13 protein-coding genes, 5 pseudogenes and 1 other annotated feature are annotated in these 16,146 nt (G+C 66.4%); of the genes and pseudogenes, 4 read left to right on the forward strand and 14 right to left on the reverse strand.

Translation table 11 applies throughout. The features are described from left to right. Positions 1–13: 13 nt before the first annotated feature. The 6 genes from CFI00_RS00940 to CFI00_RS00965 form a co-directional block, all read right to left on the reverse strand. Positions 14–253: a cupredoxin domain-containing protein gene (locus CFI00_RS00940; RefSeq protein WP_211253534.1), complete on the reverse strand. Its 240-nt coding sequence runs from the start codon at positions 251–253 to the stop codon at positions 14–16. A gap of 185 nt (positions 254–438) precedes the next feature. Beyond that, complete coding sequence (locus CFI00_RS00945; RefSeq protein ID WP_129478269.1) at positions 439–1,134, reverse strand: hypothetical protein; 696 nt, start codon at positions 1,132–1,134, stop codon at positions 439–441. A 58-nt stretch (positions 1,135–1,192) separates the two neighbouring features. Next, positions 1,193–1,846 (reverse strand): zf-HC2 domain-containing protein, encoded by a 654-nt coding sequence (locus tag CFI00_RS00950; RefSeq protein WP_129478271.1) that lies wholly within the window; start codon positions 1,844–1,846, stop codon positions 1,193–1,195. Then, positions 1,843–2,334: a sigma-70 family RNA polymerase sigma factor gene (locus CFI00_RS00955; RefSeq protein ID WP_056604303.1), complete on the reverse strand. Its 492-nt coding sequence runs from the start codon at positions 2,332–2,334 to the stop codon at positions 1,843–1,845. Before CFI00_RS00955 ends, CFI00_RS00950 begins: the two co-directional genes overlap by 4 nt. Positions 2,335–2,464: 130 nt before the next feature. Next, positions 2,465–3,127: an alpha/beta hydrolase gene (locus CFI00_RS00960; RefSeq protein WP_207083460.1), complete on the reverse strand. Its 663-nt coding sequence runs from the start codon at positions 3,125–3,127 to the stop codon at positions 2,465–2,467. Positions 3,128–3,212: 85 nt separating this feature from the next. After that, a complete protein-coding gene (locus CFI00_RS00965) occupies positions 3,213–3,779 on the reverse strand; it encodes a uracil-DNA glycosylase (protein ID WP_207083461.1) in 567 nt (188 codons plus the stop codon). 105 nt (positions 3,780–3,884) lie between these two features. Here CFI00_RS00965 and CFI00_RS00970 point away from each other — a divergent pair. From CFI00_RS00970 to CFI00_RS00980, 3 genes and pseudogenes are all read left to right on the forward strand, one after another. Then, positions 3,885–4,858 (forward strand): annotated as a pseudogene (locus tag CFI00_RS00970) (IS3 family transposase); the annotation flags it as partial. A gap of 290 nt (positions 4,859–5,148) precedes the next feature. Beyond that, entirely contained in the window at positions 5,149–6,348 is a 1,200-nt protein-coding gene (locus CFI00_RS00975; RefSeq protein WP_207082267.1) for an IS30 family transposase, read from the forward strand. A gap of 7 nt (positions 6,349–6,355) precedes the next feature. After that, a pseudogene (locus CFI00_RS00980) lies at positions 6,356–6,646 on the forward strand (integrase core domain-containing protein); the annotation flags it as partial. A 1,285-nt stretch (positions 6,647–7,931) separates the two neighbouring features. Here CFI00_RS00980 and dmpG read toward each other — a convergent pair. The 8 genes and pseudogenes from dmpG to CFI00_RS01015 form a co-directional block, all read right to left on the reverse strand. Beyond that, positions 7,932–8,975, reverse strand: a complete 1,044-nt coding sequence (gene dmpG, locus CFI00_RS00985) for a 4-hydroxy-2-oxovalerate aldolase (protein ID WP_207083462.1) — start codon at positions 8,973–8,975, stop codon at positions 7,932–7,934. After that, positions 8,972–9,391, reverse strand: a pseudogene (locus tag CFI00_RS00990) (acetaldehyde dehydrogenase (acetylating)); the annotation flags it as partial. The pseudogene CFI00_RS00990 and the gene dmpG, both read right to left, overlap by 4 nt. Positions 9,392–9,420: 29 nt before the next feature. Further along, positions 9,421–9,768, reverse strand: a pseudogene (locus tag CFI00_RS00995) (integrase core domain-containing protein); the annotation flags it as partial. Positions 9,769–9,772: 4 nt separating this feature from the next. Continuing rightward, a complete protein-coding gene (locus CFI00_RS01000) occupies positions 9,773–10,969 on the reverse strand; it encodes an IS30 family transposase (RefSeq protein ID WP_207083464.1) in 1,197 nt (398 codons plus the stop codon). An 89-nt stretch (positions 10,970–11,058) separates the two neighbouring features. Then, positions 11,059–12,063 carry an IS3 family transposase gene (locus CFI00_RS01005; protein ID WP_242532940.1) on the reverse strand — a complete coding sequence of 335 codons (1,005 nt, stop codon included), beginning with the start codon at positions 12,061–12,063 and terminating at the stop codon, positions 11,059–11,061. After that, positions 11,782–11,931: a sequence feature (AL1L pseudoknot), on the reverse strand. It overlaps the preceding gene by 150 nt. Continuing rightward, a pseudogene (locus CFI00_RS23790) lies at positions 11,964–12,242 on the reverse strand (transposase); the annotation flags it as partial. The gene CFI00_RS01005 and the pseudogene CFI00_RS23790, both read right to left, overlap by 100 nt. 108 nt (positions 12,243–12,350) lie before the next feature. Then, positions 12,351–12,647: a transposase gene (locus CFI00_RS01010; protein WP_207083465.1), complete on the reverse strand. Its 297-nt coding sequence runs from the start codon at positions 12,645–12,647 to the stop codon at positions 12,351–12,353. Between the two features lie 303 nt (positions 12,648–12,950). Further along, positions 12,951–13,391, reverse strand: coding sequence for a hypothetical protein (locus tag CFI00_RS01015; RefSeq protein ID WP_207083466.1), 441 nt, complete (start codon positions 13,389–13,391; stop codon positions 12,951–12,953). 444 nt (positions 13,392–13,835) lie between these two features. Between CFI00_RS01015 and CFI00_RS01020 the strand changes: the two genes are divergently transcribed. After that, positions 13,836–16,142 carry a LuxR C-terminal-related transcriptional regulator gene (locus CFI00_RS01020; RefSeq protein ID WP_207083467.1) on the forward strand — a complete coding sequence of 769 codons (2,307 nt, stop codon included), beginning with the start codon at positions 13,836–13,838 and terminating at the stop codon, positions 16,140–16,142. The last annotated feature ends 4 nt before the right edge of the window (positions 16,143–16,146 follow it).

The raw sequence follows: 16,146 nt of genomic DNA on the forward strand, positions 1-16,146 counted from the left end.
GTGTGGCTTTTCATTACTGAACGGTCAGAGTGCCGGTCATCGACGGGTGGATCTCACAGACGAAGTCGTAGGTCCCGGGCTTGTCAGGAGCGGTAAACGTGCCCGGCGAGCTGTTGTCGAAGCTGCCTGTGTCGAAGGAGCCGTCGATCGCGGTCAGGGTGTGCGCTTCGGCGTCGCTGTCGACGACCTCGACCTCTTGGCCAGGCGCGACGGTGAGCGGCGCGAATGCGTAGTCCGCCACGGTGTAGGCCACCCCCTCCGGCAGCACATCACCCGACGCGCCGTCCGGCGTAGCGGACGAGACGGGGGCGGGCGAGGACGAGGGCTCCTCCGACGAAGACCCACAGGCCGTTAGAAGGAAGAGGACAGGGACGATCAGAGCCTTCAGGACGTGTCGCGAGACCTGGGGTCGGTCCAACGGAGCCGGACGGATCACTCTCATGCGGGGGCGCCGTTGATACGGAAGTCCACGGTCTCGACCTTGGAGGCGACGCCGATGGCTTCGAGGTCGCGGCGGTCGATGCGTCCGTCGGCGTTCTGGTCGGTGACGACGGCGGGTGCGTCGTTGTAGATGCCGTCGTGGTTGAGGTCGTCGATGACGGCGACGGTCAGCGTGGTGGTGACGTCCTTGCCGGCGATCGGGGCGCCGACGATCCAGGTGTCCCAGATCTCGACGTCGTTCTTGGAGCGGTCGGTGACTCCGGTGAGGTTGAACAGGTTGGCCAGGTTGGTTCCGGGCCCGGAGAAGCCGGGGAGGGTGCTGTTGGTGGTGCTGGTGAGCACGACCAAACCGGGCATCCGGTCGTCGGCACCGGTCGAGAAGCTACCGGGGAAGGGAGCGGTGTTGTTGTGCGCGGCCGGCCCGGTCAACTGGTTGGCGGTGAAGCCGGTGCCTGCGAGCGAGGTGTCATTGAACTCGATCTCGAGGTCGACGAACCACCCGGCTCCGGCGATGCCGGCGTTGTCGCCGCGTGCGGGGGCGAGGATCTCGACGTCCACGGACTTGGCCGCGTCATGGCGGTCGCGGTGCCCAGGCCCAGGGGCGGCGGAGGCCCCACCGGCGGTGGCGGCGTAGGTGCCGCCGAGCGCCGCGGTCACGGTGAGGGCGGTGAGGGCAGTGGTCATCTTCTTCATTGGTGGGTCCCTTTTCGTCGGATGTCACGCAGGGGTACGCCGTCGCCGGCGGATCGGTTCACCGGGTAGTGGCGGAGATCACGAGATCACCGTCGGAGTCGGTGACCCGCACCTGGGCGACATCGCGCGTGACGAACGCCGAGGCCCCGGTCACGCGCGCTTCGCCGTTGCCGGTCGATCCCCAAGTGGCGACCTGCTGGCGCTCTCCTTCGGGTGAGACCAGCCAGGCGACGAACTGCTCGTCTTGTGGGAGCCCCCGCAGGTCGAGCTCGACCGACGTGCCCCACGGCTTGGCGCTCAAGGAGGCCGCACCGGTGGCGCTCACTCCCGCCGGTGCGCTCAGGGCGAGAGTCGTAGCGAGGGGTGCGTCGGGTTCGAGGACCACCGCCGTGCCGACACCCGCTCCCGCCACCAGCACGACCGCGGCGGCAGCGGTGAGGAGCAGCCGGCGACGATGCCGACGGGTCCGCAGGGCTCCGATCGCGTCACCCAAGGCAGCATCGGAGGTTTCGCGGTGTGCTGATGACGGCGCCCCGGCCCGCAGCAGCGCCGGCAGCCCGGCGTACGTCGCGAGCTCGTCGCGGCACGAGGCGCAGGTCGGGAGATGGGCCTCGAGCCGAGCCCGGTCGTCGGCGTCGAGACCGCCCAGGACGTAGGGGCCCAGCAGCTCGCGCAGCCGGGTGTGAGCGCGGTCCTCCTCGTGCTGGTTCATCGCTCGACTCCCATCTCTTCGAACGCGGTCCGCAGGATGCGGATCGCGTAGTACGAGCGTGACTTCACGGTGCCCGGGCGCAGCCCGAGGGTGCTGGCGGCCTCGGTGACGGTGGCGCCGCGGTAGTAGAGCTCGTCGACCACGGCCCGGTGCTCGGGTGAGAGCCGGTCCAGTGCCTGCTCGACGACGTAGGCGTCGACCAGCGCGTCGGCGCGGTCACCGACCGACTGGGCTGCCACGGTGTCGTCGTCGCCGATGAGTCGTGGGCGGCGCTCGTCGGCGCGCCACAGATCGATGACCAGGTTGCGGGCCACCGCGAACAGGTAGGCCCGCGGATCACCGCGACTCGGATCGATCCTGTCGAGGTTGCGCCAGCCGCGCAGCATCGTCTCCTGCACGACGTCCTCGGCGCGGCCCCGGTCATCGACCAGGCGCAGCACGAAGGTCATCAGGGCCGTCCCGTGCCGTAGGTAGAGCTCGGTCAGCACTCGCTCATCGGCCCCGGCCGACCTACCGGGTGCCCGCGAGCCGGGGAGCAGCGATCTCACGGGTTTGGGTACGACCCGCTTTCGGGATCGGTTCACCGTGTCGCGCCGTGCACGACGGCTCCGTGAGGGCTCACGGGGCAGCGAAGCGCTTGAGGCGTTGGAGCATCGCGTCGAGGACCGGACCGGCCTGGTCTGTGGCGAAGATGTTCTGCGCGTGGGCCGTGCCCGGCAGGATCGTCACCTCGTTCTCCTCACCGGGGGAGGACGCGGCCAGCTCCGTCGAGACGTTGGCCACGGGCTCGTCCTCGCTGGCCACGAAGAGCTTCGGCTCCTCCCCGAGACCGTCGACCGTTGCGTTCGGCGATAGCAAGATCAGCTGATCGGCCAGCGATGGGTCCTGGCTCGCGAGATCGAGGATGGCGTCGGCCCCAGCGCTGGCCCCGACGAGCGCGACGTCGGCGACTCCCTCGCCCTGTAGCTGTTCCACGGCGTCGCGAATCGCATCGGGGTCGATGTCCTCGACAGCGATCACGCTCGCTCCCTGGTCGGCGATCGCGACGGCTTGCTCCTCCCAACTGGCCGCGTTGAAGGCGGCGCCATGAGCGAGGACAACTCCGTAGTCTCCCTGGCCCCACCTCGACGCCGGGGCGCCGGCGACGGAGATGGTCTGCCCTGAGGAGTCACCGGTGGAACCGGTGCTGGCCGTCTCCGGCGATCCTCCGCAACTCGCCAGGGCCAGGACAAGGACCGGTGCGAGTGCCGTTCTCTTCAGGGTTCCGAGCATGTCCACCACACTAGGTCGCTGTGCACGGAATGCTCATCTGTGTGACCGTCCCTTGCCCGCCACGCGTAAGCCGTCGTACACCACGCCTGTGGACTCAACTGTGGGCTGTTCGCCCGCAGAGATCTGCGGCTCGTTCCAGAGCGGCGGTGGTTCGCTGGAGGGCTTCCTGGCGCCGGTGTCCGTTGGCAGGTGAGGGATGGGGAACGGCCAGGGTCGGGACGACGACCGGGTGCTCGGCGAGCGTGAGGTACCTCATCCACCCTTCAAGTGCCGCGCCGCCGAAGGTCACGACCACCCGGAGGTCGACCAGTTCGGCGAGCAGCGCGCTCAAGGCCGGCCGGGCGTCTTCCAGGTCATCGACCCGGGGGGCGCGGAGTCGACCTTCAGGTCCGGTCAGGGCCCAGGGGACGACGTTCCACCGCGGGCAGCGAGCCTGGTCGAGATTGGAGGAGGTCAGCGCCCGGTGAACCTGTCGGGTGGTGGGATCGTCGTTGTCGAGCGAGCTGAAGCCGAGGTCGCCCGCGGCGACCGTTCTGGGGCCGGGCGCCTCCATCAGTAGCAGCACCTGGGCCTTAGTTCCTGCACCGTCGGGGTCGAACCAGGGCACGAACCTGGAATTGCTCGGACCTTCTAACCGCCACCGTTCGGCCAGCTCGTTCAAGCGGCCAACCGGGTCGTCGTGGACGCGCGCTCGGGGCCTGACCCCGGTTCTTGGACACGCTGAATCCAGCATCTGGTGCTGGGGAAGCGAGATGATCCGAGAATCATGGCCAGGAAGAACTACTCCGAGGAGTTCCGTCGTCAGGCCGTCGACTTGTACGAGTCCACCCCGGGCGCCACGGTCCGCGGCATCGCCGATGACCTCGGCATCGTGCGCGGCACGCTGCGGCACTGGCTCGAGGCCTACGGGACCGGCAAGAAGACCGCCGCTGACGGGACGCTGACCTCCAGCCCACTGCAGTCCAAGAGCTCGTCCAGGAGCCCGTCGGCGGCGCCCGAGGAGACACCGGAACAGAAGATCGCCCGGCTTCAGGCCCGGGTGAACGAGCTCGAGGTCGAGACAACCAAGCTCACCACCGAGCGCGAGATCCTCCAACGGGCGGCCAAATATTTCGCCGGGGAGACGCGCTGGTGAGTCGCTTCCAGTTCGTCGCCGACAACTCCACCACCTTCGAGGTGAAGCGACTGTGCGAGCTCGTCGAGATCGAGCGCTCGTCCTACTACGCCTGGCTCAAGGCGGCCCCAGCACGCGAGGAGCGCACCCGAGCCGATGCCGAGCTCGCGGAACGGATCAGAGCGGTGCATGCCGAGGACAGCACCCAGGGTGCGCCACGGATCACCGCTGAGCTCAACGACGGCGCACCTGCCGGCGACCGCGTGAACCACAAGCGCGTCGCCCGGGTGATGCGCCTTGAGGGCATCCGTGGCTATGTGAAGAAGCGTCGAGTGCGGACCACGATCCCCGAGCCATCGGGGCAGAAGTACCCCGACCTGCTCAACCGGGACTTCACCGCCGAAGCCCCGAACGAACGCTACGTCGGGGACATCACCTACCTGCCGTTGGCCGACGGGACGAACCTGTACCTGGCGACCGTCATCGACTGCTACTCACGTCGCCTCGCCGGCTGGGCCGTCGCCGACCACATGCGCACCGAGCTCGTCGAGGACGCCTTGAAGGCTGCTGCCGGAACCCGCGGCACCCTCAAGGGCGCGATCTTCCACAGCGACCACGGGTCGGTCGGCGAAATCAACCGGTCGTCGCAACACCTTGAGTTCGGAGGTGTTCGAGCATGGCGACAGCGGACTGGAGCAAGAAGACCAGCGACGCGCCAGAGGAGCTTCGCCGGCAGTGGCGTGCTGACCGGGCGTTGCGGCCAGCGATGCGCTCGCCCGGGCGTCCTGACCCGTCCCGAGCGGTGCAACGGCAGTTCTGGCGGCTGATCGCCACGGGCATCACGTCGGCAGAAGCGGCGCTGGCGGTCGGTGTGTCAGTGCCGGTTGGGACCCGCTGGTTTCGCCACGCTGGCGGCATGCCGCCCATTTCGCTGGCCGAGCCCACCGGCCGCTATCTGAGCTTCGAGGAACGTGAGGAGATCGCCATCCTGCACGCCCAGGACAAGGGCGTTCGCGAGATCGCCCGCGCGATCGGGCGTGATCCCGGAACGGTCTCACGCGAGTTGCGCCGCAACGCTGCGACTCGTGGGGGGAAGCAGGAGTACCGGGCCACCGTGGCGCAGTGGAAGGCACAGCAGGCGGCCAAGCGCCCCAAGACCGCGAAGCTGCTCGAGAACCCGAAACTGCGGGAGTACGTCCAAGATCGGCTCGCCGGCAACGTTCGCCGGCCCGACGGCACGATCGTCACTGGCCCCACACCGGCCCCCTGGAAGGGGCTGAACAAGCCGCACCGTGCCGACCGGCGTTGGTCGCTGGCCTGGAGCCCGGAGCAGATCGCACAGCGGTTGAAGGTCGACTTCCCCGATGATGAGTCCATGCGCATCAGCCACGAGGCGATCTACCAGTCGCTGTTCATTGAGGGGCGTGGTGCGCTCAAGCGCGAGCTGGTCACGTGTCTGCGCACCGGACGTGCGCTACGGCAGCCGAGGGCCCGATCGCAGAACAAGCCCGGTGGGCATGTCACGGCCGATGTGGTTCTCAGCGAGCGCCCCGCTGAAGCCGAAGACCGCGCCGTCCCGGGTCACTGGGAGGGCGACCTGATCATCGGCACTGGCCGGTCGGCGATCGGGACGATCGTTGAGCGCAGCAGCCGCTCAACGATCCTGGTCCACCTGCCACGCATGGAGGGCTGGGGCGAGAAGCCCTACGTGAAGAACGGTCCATCGCTCGGCGGCTACGGGGCCGTCGCGATGAACGCGGCGCTGAGTGCGTCGATCACCAAGCTGCCCGAGCAGCTGCGCAAGACCCTGACCTGGGATCGCGGCAAGGAGCTCTCGGGTCACGCGCAGTTCGCGTTGGAGACCGGCACGAAGGTGTTCTTCGCCGACCCCCACTCGCCGTGGCAGCGGCCGAGCAACGAGAACACCAACGGCCTGCTGCGCCAGTACTTCCCCAAAGGCACGGACCTGTCGCGTTGGTCCGCCGAGGACCTCGAGGCCGTCGCTCACGCGCTCAACAACCGGCCCCGCAAGATCCTTGGGTGGAAGACACCTGCCGAGGTGTTCGATGAGCAACTACGCTCGCTTCAACAACCCAGTGTTGCATCGACTGGTTGAACCCAAGGTCTACTGCTCGAAGGACTACGCCAAGCTCTGCAAGAGGCTCGGCGTCACCCAGTCGATGGGTGCGGTCGGCTCCTCGGCCGACAACGCGTTGGCGGAGTCGTTCAACGCCACGATGAAGCGCGAGGTCCTCCAAGACGCCGCCTGCTGGAGCGACGAGGCGACGTGTCGCCGGCAGGTCTTCAAGTGGCTCGTGCGCTACAACACCCGCCGACGCCATTCCTGGTGCCGCTACCTGTCCCCGTCCACCTACGAGTCCAACTACGCCGCTACGCTGCAACCCGCTGCGTAATCACACCCTGTGTCCAAGATCCGGGGGCAGGGCCCTACAACCGTCGCGGGAAGAAGCACACCGTGGCCAACACCGCGATCGCCCGCGAGCTGGCGGGCTGGTGCTGGTCCCTGGCCGTCATGGACGACTAGAGCGGTAGCCGGCACAAGACCTGACCTGGACCCGGTGCCCGGGACGCAGCGCGAGGAGCCCCACCCGCGATTCGACTGTGAGCCACGAACCAGCAACAGCAACCGCTGGCCGTGACGCTCGACCTCAGAGAAGCGCAGCGCTCCTGCCGAACGCCGCCCTGCGGTACCCAACCCGCGCATATCAGTCTCGACCGTGCGTCGAAAGACACGCTGAACCAGACACCGCGACCAGGCCAGAAGAGGCGCCCTCGAGGCACCCAGCCCCGAGGGCGCCTCACCCTGCCCTTGACACCGAAGCCCTACATATCAGTCGAAGGCTACGACACCTTCAGCTGGCGAGATCCACGGCGGTTCGAATCATGACTGTTCTCGTTCCGGCGACGCACAACGCAACCGCTACCGCAGGAGAGACAGTGCGTCGCTCCGGGCCCTTACGAGTACGAAACAGCACGCTGCAGATGAGCGTCCCGAGTTCGTCGTGTTCAAGCTTGACCGACATTGGGTGAAGTCCCGTGCTGCGCAATCGGGCCACCTCGTCGTGGTCGGGCTGGGAAGGCACAGCGTACGTGGAGCGCTCCAACGATGAACGCTCATGCGTCGGGTGTTCGAGGATGAGTGTGCATCCGGTGGCTTCTAGGTGCGAACCGCAAACCACCCAATAGTGACGGGCGGCTTTCCCTGACGTCCATAGCGGCGGGTCCGATTGTGGCTCGACATGCATCGGGAGGCTCCGTATCGGGTGGCACGAGAACGATGGGCTGCGCGGGAACGCCGCGTAAACACTTGACCACTAGTCGATGCTGGCCTCAACACGTGCTTTCACCGAGTGGAACCGAGGTGCGCCTATCAAGGCTCGCGTCGCGGTACCGCTGTGGGCAGCGACACGGCGCTACCGGTTCTACTGGTTGATCTAGCCGCCACCGAGCACGCTCTGGCCTGCGAAAGTCGCGCGGCCGGAACGTACGCGAGCCGCACGCCTGCTCCGGGCCAGTTATGTGTCATCCCGTACGCCGAAACACGGTCAACCTACGAATTGGGCGCAGCGTCGTCCGAGGCAACCGGAGGACTGACGTATCGTGCGGCACCGGCGTCGACAGACTTGTCGTCGTCCGGACGAACAGGGGTACGGTCGAACTTGGTGACCTCCAGGAACCTCAAGTGCGAGGACCGGTCTCGGCGAGAGTCGCCTCGCGTTCTGCTGCGAACGTCAGTGCGATGTCGTAGATCATGTCTTCCTGGCCACCGACAAGGCGGCGTCGCCCGCACTCCATGAGCAGGCCCCGAACGTCGACTCCGTAGCGCTCGGCTGCGGATTCGGCGTGACGGAGAAAGCTGGAATAGACGCCGGCGTAGCCGAGCGTCAATGTTTCACGGTCCACCCGGACGGGACGGTCTTGAAGCGGGCGCACCAGGTCGTCGGCGGCGTCCTGGAGCTTGAACAGGTCGCATCCGTGCTTGAGGTCCATGAGATCTGCGACCGCGATGAAGGCCTCGATAGGACAGTTCCCTGCGCCAGCGCCGTGACCGGCCAGTGAGGCGTCGACCCGGAAGACGCCGTTCTCGACTGCAACCACGGAATTGGCTACGGAAAGGGACAGGTTCTCGTGCGCGTGAATGCCGATCTCAGTGCTCGGGTCGAGGACCTTGCGGTAGGCCCGCACCCTGGCAGCGACATCGTTCATTGTTAGGCGTCCGCCTGAGTCGGTTACATACACGCAGTGGGCGCCGTAGGACTCCATGAGTTTGGCCTGTGCAGCCAGTTCGTCAGGTGGGGCCATGTGAGACAGCATCAGGAACCCGGAGACGTCCATGCCGAGTTCGCGGGCGGCAGTGATGTGCTGGGCGGAGATGTCCGCCTCGCTGCAGTGGGTGGCCACGCGAACCGAGCGAACGCCCAGGCCGTAAGCGCGCTTGAGGTCGTGGATGGTGCCAACGCCGGGCAGAAGCAGGGTGGTGAGGCGCGCCCTCTTCAGGACCGAGGCGGCTGCCTCGATCCAGCTCCAGTCCGAGTGCGAGCCGGGGCCGTAGTTGACCGAAGAGCCGGCAAGGCCGTCGCCGTGTGCGACCTCGATAGCGTCGACGCCGGCCTCGTCCAGGGCGCGAACAATTCGCTCGACATTGGACGGGGTGATGCGGTGGCGCACTGCGTGCATGCCGTCTCGGAGGGTGACGTCCTGAACGAAGATTGGGGTGCTCATCGGGGTGCCTTTGCTGCTGCGATGCGCTCAGCGACCTGCATGGCAGCTGAAGTCATGATGTCGAGGTTGCCGGCGTAGGCGGGTAGGTAGTGCGCTGCGCCCTCGACCTCGAGGAAGACCGACACCTGGTGCGTCGGACGGCCATGCTGCGCTTCGGCGCCTTCGGCGAGGAGGGTCTCTACGGGTTGGTCGTCGGGTATCGCGGTGACCTGGACTTGCTGCTTGAGCCGGTATCCGGGCACGTAGGCCGCGACGTCGGCTGTCATCTTCTCGACGCTGTTTCGGATCTCATCGTGCGTGCCCGGGTCGGATGCGTTGACGAGCGCGAAAACGGTGTCTCTCATGATGAGGGGTGGCTCGGCCGGGTTAAGGATGATGATCGCCTTGCCCCGCCTTGCGCCCCCGACCTTGACGATGAATCGCCCCGGGTTTCGTGGAGGCTCGGTTACTTGGATCCGGTCTCGGTGAGGACCGGGGTTTCAACGTAGTGCTCGGACTCGGCTGTCGCCCAGTGGTTGGCCTCGAACTCGGCGGGCGGGATGAGCCCGATCTCGCCATGCAGACGCCTGTGGTTGAACCAGTCGACGTATTCGGCGACGGCGATCTCGACGTCACCGACGGACTTCCAGCCGCCCTTGGGTCGCATGACCGGGTTGCGGATGCACTCGGCCTTGAACAGTGAGTTGAGCGCCTCAGCCATCGCGTTATCGTATGAATCGCCACGACTGCCGACGGACGCGACGGCCTCGGCTTCGGCAAGCCGCTCGGTGTATCGGATGGCTCGATATTGGGCAGGTTCAGGGGGTCGTAGCAACACCAGCCTGTGACAGGGACTCTAGCTGGGCTTGGTAGACCTCAGCGGGGGTCCGCCAGTCGAGGCTCTTGCGTGGTCTGTCGTTGAGGGTGGCCACGACGGCCTGGAGCTCCTCGTGGCTCCAGCGCGACAGGTCGGTGCCCTTGGGGAAGTACTGGCGCAGCAGCCCGTTGGTGTTCTCGTTGGTGGGTCGCTGCCACGGGGAGTGTGGCTCGCAGAAGTACACGTCGATCCCGGCGTCGATCTTGAGCTGTGCGTGCTGGGCCAACTCGCCGCCCTGGTCCCAGGTCAGGGACTGACGCAGCAGCTTCGGTAGGACCCCGATCTGGGCGGTGATCGCGTCGCGGACAGCAACCGCACCATGCCCGGCCAGGGGTGGCCCGTTCTTCACGTACGGGGCGGCGCCGAAGCCCTCCATCCGGGGCAGGTGGAGCAGCATCGTGTACCTACTCGACCGCTCGACCAGTGTGCCGATCGCGGACTTCTCCAACCCGATGATCAGGTCACCTTCCCAGTGACCGGGCACGGCTCGGTCATCGGCCTCTGCGGGGCGTTGGCTGATCTTGACCTCATCGGTTACGAAGGTCCTGCCGCTGCGTCCGGTCCGCGCCCGTGGCTCACGCAGCGCCCGCCCGGTGCGCAGGCACGCGCTCAACTCGCGTTTGAGCGCGCCGCGGCCCTGGACGTAGAGCGACTGGTAGATCGTCTCGTGGCTGATCCTCATCGACTCATCCTCGGGGAACTCGAGGTGTAGCCGGTGGCTGATCTGCTCCGGACTCCACGCGGTGCCCCAGCGCCGGTCCTGGCGACGTCCGTGGCGACGCCCGGCCCAGGGCACGTTCGGGCCCGCGATCGGGCGCCCCTGGGCGTCGGTGACATCGCCGGCGAGCTTGTGCTCGACGTACTCGCGCAGGCGTGGGTTCGCGACGAGCTTGGCGACTTTGGGTCGCTTCGCCACCTGCTGTGCCTTCCACTGCGCGACCCCGGCCCGGTAGACCCGCTGCCCGGCCCGGGTCGCTGTGTTGCGGCGTAGCTCTCGCGAGATCGTCGACGGGTCACGACCGATGCGTCGGGCGATCTCGCGGACCCCGATATCCTGGGCGTTGAGCAGCGCGATCTCCTCGCGTTCCTCGAAGCAGAGGTAGCGACCGGTGGGCTCGCACAGACTGATCGGTGGCATCCCGCCAGCGTGTCGGAACCACCGCGACGCGACCGGCATCGACACCCCAACATCAGCGCCTGCTGCCTCGCTGGTCAGGCCTTGGGCGATCAGACGCCAGAAAGCTCGCTGCACCGCACGCGAGGGCTCGGGGCGCCCCGGTGAACGCATCGCCGGACGCAGCGCCCGGTCCGCGGCCCACTGCCGCCGTCCACCCTGTGGCACCTCGATCGTGCTCGGCCTTCGCGGACTACCCATGACACACCTCCATCCTCGAGGTGTTGCGACAACCGACTGATTCCGCCTTGAACTCCACGATCCGAGTGGTGGACCAGGCCGGTGACGTCCTGACCGGCGCGCTGGCGGGTCCACAGGCCCATGTCGAGGGCGTCGAGTGCGAGGTCGGTGCGCAGCGACGTGGACACCTGCCAGCCGACGATCATCCGGGAGAAGACGTCGAGGACGAACGCGACGTAGGTCCACCCAGCGTGCGTGCGGACATAGGTCAGGTCCGCTACCCACAGTTCGTTCGGCGCCGTGGCGACAAACTTCCGATCGACCAGGTCCTCGGGCCGCTCGGTCTCAGCGCCGTCGCCGATGGTCGTCTTGCGGGTCTTCTCCCGCGGGATCCCACGCAGGCCCTCGGCGCGCATCAACCGCTCCACGGTGCAGCGAGCGACCGGGATGCCCTCACGGTTGAGCTCGGCGTGGATCTTCCTCGCTCCGTAGACACCCAGGTTCGCCTTGTGAGCGACCTTGATGTCCTCAACCAGCGCAGCATCACGCACCGACCGCGCCGAGGGCGGGCGCTGTCTCGCGGCGTAGTAGGTGCTCGGGGCGACCTGCACACCGGCGTCCTTCAAGACGGTGCAGATCGGCTCGACCCCGAACCTGTCGCGGTGCTGGTCGATGTAGTCGACCAGCACCGCTGTAGGGACTGCTACTTGATCTTGCGGTCGAGCTCCGCGGCGGCGAAAAAAGCCGCGCTCGTCTTCAAGATCTCGTTGGCCCGTCGCAGCTCGCGGTTCTCTCGCTCGAGATGGGCCAGGCGCTCGGCGTCGCTCGTCATCGTGCCGGGGCGGACGCCACCATCGATCTCCGCCTGCCGGACCCAGTTGCGCAACGTCTCGGGGTGCATGCCGAGCTGCTCGGCCACTCGGGCGATCGCGCCCTGCTTCGATGCCGGATCGGCCCGGAGCTCGACGGCCATCCTCGTGGCCCGCTCACGCAGCTCGTCGGGGTACTTCCTGGGTGCTGCCATGACTCTCATCCTCCATGGATTGAGAGCCTCCATCAGACCCGGGGCGATTCATGTAGTAGGCGGACCGGGCGACGCCAAGGAGGTCGATCATGCGGGTGATCGGGTAGTTCGCCTTCTCCGCCTCGATGAGCTCGTACTTGCTCACCGGGTCTGGTTCTCCGCTGCGAAGAAGGCTGCTGCTTTTTTCAGGAACTCACGATCCCGACGCAGCTCGGCGACCTCGACACGCAGCCGGGCCAGCTCGGCCTGGGGGTCGGCATCAACCGCGGTCGGCGGGTCGTCCATCCTGGCCCACTCCACAGCGACCCACCGTCCCAGCAGCTGCGAGCCGACACCGATCTCGGCCGCGACGTGCGCGATCGGCCGATCGGTATCGATCACCAACCGTGCAGCCTCGCTGCGATACGCAGCCGTGTACGTCTTGCGTTGCAATCCCACAATGAACATCCTCCACTGCCCAGGTCACGGACCCGAGCCATCAAGATGTCCACCAGATGGGGTCAACCCCAGTTTTGGGGGCTGCGTCGTGAATCGCGACTGGCGAAATCGAAAGCCCGCGGAGGGGTCGCAAGAAGTAGGAAGCCTGGCGATCGAATCATTGTCGTCCTCTACGCGTCTCATGACCAGACTGAGTGTTGAACAGGCGGGCCGTCGGCAATCCCGTCCGACGGCCAGTTAGCCTCGTTTCTGTCCATGTAACCAGTTGGCGACGCTCCAAAGACCGGGACGGCGTCCGTTCAACTAGGGTCGCCGTTTGCGACTCCAGCGGAGCGCGATCGTGCTGGTGGCGGCTACAGCCAATAGCACGGCGAAGCCGACCAAGACGACACCTAGGGCGATGATGAGAGACCCGGTTGTCTCGATCGCCTCACTGTCCGGGATATGCAGCGCGTACCCGGCGGCAATGAGCGCGAGCCCGGTCCACATGATGTTGTCGAACCACCTGAACGCGCGCTCGGTCCAGTCTGTGTCCGTGTGTCGGAGGTCCGCCACGAGTTTGACCGTGCGCTCGTCGAGGTACATCCGGAGCGCCGCCTTGCCTGGGCCGCGGGGCAGCTGTGCCCACAGCTCGGCCTGCGACATCATCGCCGCGGTCCGCCGCGTCGTACGGCGAGCGAACAGGCCGGCGGCGACGCCGAGCCCAAGGAGGGCGACGCCGACCGATGCAAGGTCTTTCCACATGCCTGCGGAACGTAATCGCTCCCACCGACAGACTGCTGCGATTGTTCGAGGACCGACACAACGGACTGATCACAGGCGCTGCTGGGACGTCTTCGAGGTCCTTTGTGGGTTCTGCGCCTCGAGCTCTTGCGGCGACCGATACGGCCGTCGCCTACAGATCCGGCCGCTCCGGTCCTCGGCGCGTCGGGTCTGCCTCTGGAAGGCGCAAAACGGGCCCGTGAAGTTCGTCCTGAAAGCGCTTCGCCCTGCCTGTTGCTGCAATGCACAACACAGTCGAGGTGCGCGGCGACGGTCAGCCAACACCCGACCGCGCGAGGTGGGGTCAGGTGCAGACGTCGGGTCGCACCGAAACGGCTCACGCTTTCCGGACCTATCCGTTAGATTGAAGCAAGGCCACGTTCAACTCGGGTTTGACTACGGCATCTGCTCGTCTGAAGGTCAGTGATGAAGCATGAGGCGCCACAGCTGCCGTCCGACGTTAGTTCTTTCGTTGGCCGGAAGACCGAACTAGCCGTCGTCCGGGAGCGGCTTGGCTCCTCGCGACTCCTGACACTCACCGGCCCTGGCGGAGTAGGCAAGAGTCGTCTGGCCCTGAGGGTTGCAGCGGAGGCACGGCGCGCTTTCTCGGACGGGGTTTACCTAGTCGAGTTGGCCGATGTTGACGATCCTTCGCTCCTGCCTGAGGTGCTGGCCGACGCGCTCGGACTTGTGCAGCAAACCGCCCGGGCACCGTTCGCGCAGTTGCGCCGGCATCTAGCCGATCAACACGCGCTGATTCTGTTCGACGGATGCGAGCATCTCGCTAAGCCGACGGCGGTGTTGATTGGCAACCTTTTGCGCGCGGCACCGGCAGTTCGGTTCCTCGTCACTAGCCGTGAGTCACTCGGTGTCGTCGGCGAGAGCCTGTACGCGGTGCCACCTATGGGGGTGCCGAACTTCGAACACGCGGGGCCGCCGGTCGACGTGGAAGCTTACGACGCGGTCGCGCTCCTTGTTGCTCGTGCCGCAGATCAGGCGCCGGGGTTCAAGGTGACGCCGGACAACGCCGAGGCGGTTGTCCAGTTGTGTGCGCGGCTCGACGGGTTGCCCTTGGCGATCGAACTTGCGGCTCCGCGGCTCCGATCTATCTCGATTGAAGACCTACTGCTCCGTCTTGACGACCGTCTACGCCTGCTCGTCGGTGGGAGCCCCGAGGCGCCGGCCCGCCAACAGACGCTTCGCGCGCTCATCGACTGGAGCTACACGTTGTGCTCAGCGGACGAACAGGCGCTGCTGTCTCAGCTCTCGGTCTTCTCCGGAGGTTTCGACCTCGTTGCAGTCGAAGACGTGTGCTCGAGCGCCTCGTTGACAGGTGACATGCTTGATCTTGTCGACCTACTGGTGCGGAAGTCGATGGTCACCCCTGACGCCGCGCCTCGACGTGTGCGGTTCCGCCTGCTTGAGACGATTCGCGAGTATGCCGCTGAGCGGCTGGCTGAGGATGAAGCCGAGCTGACCGTTGTACGCGGCCGGCACCGCGACTATTACGCAAACATGGCTGCTCAGGCTGCAAAGGAGTGGTGGGGCGCCGACCAGGCGAAGCTGCTTGCGACGCTACGAATTGAACACGCCAACCTGCGGTCGGCCTTCGACTACGCCGCAGGCGACGGCCACAGTCGACAGGTAGCGGTCGCGATGGCGGTCGCGTTGCAGTGGCATTGGATCGCCGGAGGCTACCTCGCCGAAGGCCGACGGTGGCTGGGGCGAGTTCTGGCCGCCAATGAAGGCGCACCGACAGCGGCCTCGGTCGACGCTTTATGGCTCGACGCGTATCTGGGACTGCTGCAAGGCGATTTGAAAACGGCGCGTAACCGTCTCGACGAAGCTGACCGGCTCGCATCTAACTTCGGGACAGCTGACGTGGCCGGTTACGCGGCACAAGTCCGTGGGATGGCTTCACTCTTCGGCGGCGATCTCGAGGCCGCCCGAATCTTCTACGAGACCGCGCTGAAGGAACACGAGGCCAACGGCAACGACGCCGCCATCGCCGGGTTGCTGTTTCAACTCGCGGTCACATACACGTTCTGCGGAGAGGCGACCCTCGCCGACGAAGCGTGCGAACGCGCAATCCGACTCTGTGAGCAGTCGGGTGAGCGGTGGGGCAGGGCCTACGCAATGTGGGCGCTCGCAGTGAACCGGTGGCTGGAGAGCGACTATCGAACCGCTGCGGGGCTCGCTCGACGGAGTCTTGAGATCACGGTCGAGTTCAACGACCAGCTCGGCATTTCCCACCTCATTGGTTTGCTGGGCTGGATCGCTGCGTCCGAGGGCGATGCGGAGCACGGGGCGCTCTGGATGGGGTTGGAGGACGCGCTACGGGAGAAACTGGGCACACCCATGTCGGCGTTCGGCCCGCACTTGGCCAACTGCCACTTCCGCTCTCAGGAGCGACTTCGTGCCCAACTCGGCGAGGAGGGTTACCGTCATACGACGCAGAGCGGCGCGAGGCTCGATGCCCGTGATGTCGTGCTCAGCCTTATCGGGCGGGACGTTCACGGTGACCCCGCGGGCCCGGTTGTAGCTGCGGCCGCGGTGTTGTCGCCGCGTGAACTAGAGGTGGCTCGGTTAGTGTCAGAAGGTCGCAGCAATAAACTGATAGCTGAAACTCTGGTGCTGTCTACCCGGACTGTTGACAGTCACGTGCAGCACATATTCACCAAGTTGGGCTTCAAGTCGCGCGCGCAGGTGGCTGCCTGGATGGCAAGGCAGTAGACGC

It is taken from the genome of Nocardioides sp. S5 (assembly GCF_017310035.1).
In the GTDB taxonomy this organism is placed as follows: Bacteria; Actinomycetota; Actinomycetes; order Propionibacteriales; family Nocardioidaceae; genus Nocardioides.

What these genes read in the sequence shown, in the direction of transcription:
- CFI00_RS01015 (WP_207083466.1), bottom strand. Translation starts at nt 13,391, where the DNA reads ATGTGGAAAGACCTTGCATCGGTCGGCGTCGCCCTCCTTGGGCTCGGC.
- dmpG (WP_207083462.1), bottom strand. Translation starts at nt 8,975, where the DNA reads ATGAGCACCCCAATCTTCGTTCAGGACGTCACCCTCCGAGACGGCATG.
- CFI00_RS01020 (WP_207083467.1), top strand. Translation starts at nt 13,836, where the DNA reads ATGAAGCATGAGGCGCCACAGCTGCCGTCCGACGTTAGTTCTTTCGTT.
- CFI00_RS00950 (WP_129478271.1), bottom strand. Translation starts at nt 1,846, where the DNA reads ATGAACCAGCACGAGGAGGACCGCGCTCACACCCGGCTGCGCGAGCTG.
- CFI00_RS00945 (WP_129478269.1), bottom strand. Translation starts at nt 1,134, where the DNA reads ATGAAGAAGATGACCACTGCCCTCACCGCCCTCACCGTGACCGCGGCG.
- CFI00_RS00975 (WP_207082267.1), top strand. Translation starts at nt 5,149, where the DNA reads ATGCCGCCCATTTCGCTGGCCGAGCCCACCGGCCGCTATCTGAGCTTC.
- CFI00_RS01000 (WP_207083464.1), bottom strand. Translation starts at nt 10,969, where the DNA reads ATGCCACCGATCAGTCTGTGCGAGCCCACCGGTCGCTACCTCTGCTTC.